Origin of the sequence: Mesorhizobium sp. M7A.F.Ca.AU.002.02.1.1 (assembly GCF_003998535.1) — a bacterium.
GTDB lineage: Bacteria > Pseudomonadota > Alphaproteobacteria > Rhizobiales > Rhizobiaceae > Mesorhizobium > Mesorhizobium ciceri.
In genome coordinates this window covers 1-2939 of record NZ_RZPB01000740.1, presented here as the reverse complement: position 1 = coordinate 2939, position 2939 = coordinate 1, and the positions used below count along the sequence as shown (strand labels likewise).

Genomic DNA, 2939 nt, shown 5'->3' with positions numbered 1-2939 from the left:
ATGCGGCGGCGCCCCGCGAGCGCTGCGTCGGCCACCAAAGCGGCGGCGCAGGGCGAGCCGTTGATGAGCGAGCCGCGTTCCTTGACCTCGAGGTCGAAGCGCGTCGAAAGTTCTGCAAACAAGGGATAGAGCGCCAGGATCTCACCGGCGCCGCCCTGGCCGGAGGCCGGCACGACAGGCATCGGCCCACCGTCGAGCATCGCGGCCACGGCAAGCGCGATGCGCGGCGTGGTGGCGGCGTTGCCCTCGATGAAGTTTGTCAGACGGGCAAGCACGATCGCCCTGACCACGCGATCCGGCAAGGGATCGCCGAACGAGGTGGCGGCGGCAAACGCCTTGATGCGCGCATGGCGATCACGCTCGTCAGGTTCGAGCTTTCGGCTTGCCAATTCCCCCATGGCGGTTGTGACGCCATAGATGACCGGTGGCGGATCGGATTCAATCAGCTTCAGAAACGAGACGCGGCATTCGGCGATGCGCTGCAAGGCCTTCTCGCTGATCTCCACCGTGTCCTTCTTCCAGGCGACGCGGAAGACAGTGTCGAGGTTGATGTCTTCACGCGTCGACAGGCTAACTGGCATGCTTCACACCATCGGAAATAAGGGACTTAGTAGAGTGGTTCCTCGAACAGCGTCTTGTCGCCGTCGACCAGCGCCTTGATCTGCGCGGTGCCGTCGCCGGCAAGAGCAAGACGGATGCCGAATGGCCGCACCCGCATGTCGTTCTGGATCGCCATCCCCTCGCCTTCCGGCAGATAGAAGCGCTCGATGCCATAGTCCGGCGCGATGGTCGCCTCTTCGCCGCGAAGGTCCCAGCCTTCGGCGATGTGGCCTAGAATATCGGCCTCGTCGGCGGTTGCCATCGTTGGCGCCTTGCCGAACCAGGCGGCCGTCGGCTGCCAATAGCCGTCGGCGCCCTTCTTCAGGCGCACCACAATCGACGTATCGTCGCTTGAAAATTTGTCGGGCGGAATGTTGGCGATCATTTTCACCGGTATGCGTGAAATCTCGTAGCCCAGGATAATATAGTCGCCGCGCAGGAGGTCGCGCGGATCGACGGGTTCGATCTTCAGCAGCACTTCCTTGCCGTTGCGCAGGATCGCCGCCCGGCCGGCGATGATCCAGCTCAGGAAGCCTATCTGGACGAGCGCCAGCACCAGCGCCGAGATGACAAGCCTTTTCCCGGTGATCATGCCGTGGCTCCCTTGGCGTCTGGGCCCTTCATGCGTTTTTCCACGCGGATGATGACGATCGCGAGGATGCCGAGCAGCACCGCGGCGGCCAGGAAGAAACCGGCCGTATCGAGCATCGATTGCAGGGTCACGACATAGATGATGGCGAGTTCGAAGGCGAAGCCGAGATAGGCAAGCCAGCGTAGCCCACGGCTCTCCCGTCCTGCCAGCACGATCGCGGCGACAACACCGGCCAGCGCGATCGCCGAAGCGAGGGCAAAACCGCTGTTGTAGGTGCTCTCGTCGGCGAGTTCGAACTGGATCATTGCGAGGCCGGTGAGGAAGGCGAGCAGCGCGTGCAAGGGCAAGCGGCCGCCGAGTTGCACGACCCGGTCGACCGGGCCAGGCGCGAAGACCGAGGCCGCGAACAGCAGCGCCGAGGCGACGACCAGCGGGATCGCCACCTGCAGCGTGTCGTGGTTGGTGACCAGCAGCATGAGATAGAACAGCACCGACAGGATAATCAGGTGGCGCGCCGCCTGGCTGCGGGTCCAGAACGAGACGGCAAACAGCACGATCGCCATCACGACGAAGCCGTGCGGAAAATCGCTGCGGCTGTAATAGTCGAAGCCTTTGAGGACCAGCCAGGCATCGGCGATGCCGACCGAAGCCACCGTCAGCGGGTTCGATCGCAGCGCAACCGCCGCCAGCGCCGTGCCGGCTCCCCAGGTCACCAGAGCCGAGGCCTCGTCGCCCGAGAGATGATACATCTGGCCGATCAGCGCGATCGAGCCGCCGAAAGCCGCGGCCGCCACGATCCACAGCGCTTCCCCGATTGCCGCATGGTCGCGGGCCTTCAGCACCGCGCCGCCGACATAGCCGCCAAGGATGACGGCAAACAGCGCCGCCACGCGCGCCAGCCTCGGGATCGCGTCCCAATTGGCGGCGACGAAAATCAGGATGGCGGCGCCGAACAGCAAGGCGGCCATCATAGCCAGGATCGAGCCGAAGCTCAGCGACTTGCGCTCGTTGGCCTCGACATCGCGCGCCAGCGAATCGGCCGTCGCGGCGTCGATCATGCCGGCCTGCTGCCAGCGCGCGATATCCGCCCTGACCCGCGACGAATAGCTCGCCATGCTGCTTCTCCCCCCCAAGTTTGGTCTTTTTTGCAGCCGATCCGGTCAAGCCGTTGACGCTTAGGCATTTTCCGATTCGGGTTTCTTTGTGTCAGGTCCGTGAACGAGCGTTAATGCTGCATTGCACAATTTGCATTGCTGCCATGCAGCCATAGCGCTTTTAAATCGATATGGGTCCGCCTATTTATAGTTCGTACACAAACGGAATGATCCGCAAGAAAGACGAAACGAGAACTACCATGAACCTGATCCGCAACTACCGCAACTGGCGCCGCTACAGGGACACCGTGTCCGAGCTGAGCCGCCTGAGCAACCGTGAACTGACCGACCTCGGCATCAGCCGCAGCGACATTCCTTACGTCGCTCGCAAGGCGGTCTAATTCTTCGGACCGCGAATGGTCCGAACCAGTTTTGAAAAAGAGAACGACAATGAACCTGATCCGCAACTATCGTAACTGGCGCGTTTATCGCGAGACGGTTACCGAGCTGGGTCGCCTTTCGAACCGCCAGCTGCATGATCTCGGTATCGTCCGCGACGAAATCAAGATCATCGCCCGCCAGGCGATCTAGACAGAATTTCGCCAGGGTCGACCTCCTCCCCGACCTTGACGAATACGGTCACCCCTTACCTC

At 62.5% G+C, this 2939-nt stretch carries 5 protein-coding genes; 2 read left to right on the top strand and 3 right to left on the bottom strand.

Annotated features, from left to right (window positions below; genetic code table 11):
- From EN879_RS30435 to EN879_RS30425, 3 genes are all read right to left on the bottom strand, one after another.
- On the bottom strand, positions 1-581 hold a 581-nt coding region (locus EN879_RS30435), incomplete at its 3' end, for an aromatic amino acid lyase (RefSeq protein WP_164774678.1).
- Between the two features lie 26 nt (positions 582-607).
- Complete coding sequence (locus tag EN879_RS30430) at positions 608-1192, bottom strand: GDYXXLXY domain-containing protein (RefSeq protein ID WP_063168109.1); 585 nt, start codon at positions 1190-1192, stop codon at positions 608-610.
- The gene (locus EN879_RS30425) at positions 1189-2307 is read right to left on the bottom strand and encodes a DUF2157 domain-containing protein (RefSeq protein ID WP_063168110.1); all 1119 of its coding nucleotides are present in this window, start codon (positions 2305-2307) and stop codon (positions 1189-1191) included. Before EN879_RS30425 ends, EN879_RS30430 begins: the two co-directional genes overlap by 4 nt.
- Before the next feature lie 239 nt (positions 2308-2546).
- Between EN879_RS30425 and EN879_RS30420 the strand changes: the two genes are divergently transcribed.
- A complete protein-coding gene (locus EN879_RS30420; protein ID WP_013531315.1) occupies positions 2547-2687 on the top strand; it encodes a DUF1127 domain-containing protein in 141 nt (46 codons plus the stop codon).
- A 49-nt stretch (positions 2688-2736) separates the two neighbouring features.
- The gene (locus tag EN879_RS30415; protein WP_013531314.1) at positions 2737-2877 is read left to right on the top strand and encodes a DUF1127 domain-containing protein; all 141 of its coding nucleotides are present in this window, start codon (positions 2737-2739) and stop codon (positions 2875-2877) included.
- Positions 2878-2939 lie beyond the last annotated feature (62 nt).

What these genes read in the sequence shown, in the direction of transcription:
- EN879_RS30430 (WP_063168109.1), bottom strand. Translation starts at nt 1,192, where the DNA reads ATGATCACCGGGAAAAGGCTTGTCATCTCGGCGCTGGTGCTGGCGCTC.
- EN879_RS30425 (WP_063168110.1), bottom strand. Translation starts at nt 2,307, where the DNA reads ATGGCGAGCTATTCGTCGCGGGTCAGGGCGGATATCGCGCGCTGGCAG.
- EN879_RS30420 (WP_013531315.1), top strand. Translation starts at nt 2,547, where the DNA reads ATGAACCTGATCCGCAACTACCGCAACTGGCGCCGCTACAGGGACACC.
- EN879_RS30415 (WP_013531314.1), top strand. Translation starts at nt 2,737, where the DNA reads ATGAACCTGATCCGCAACTATCGTAACTGGCGCGTTTATCGCGAGACG.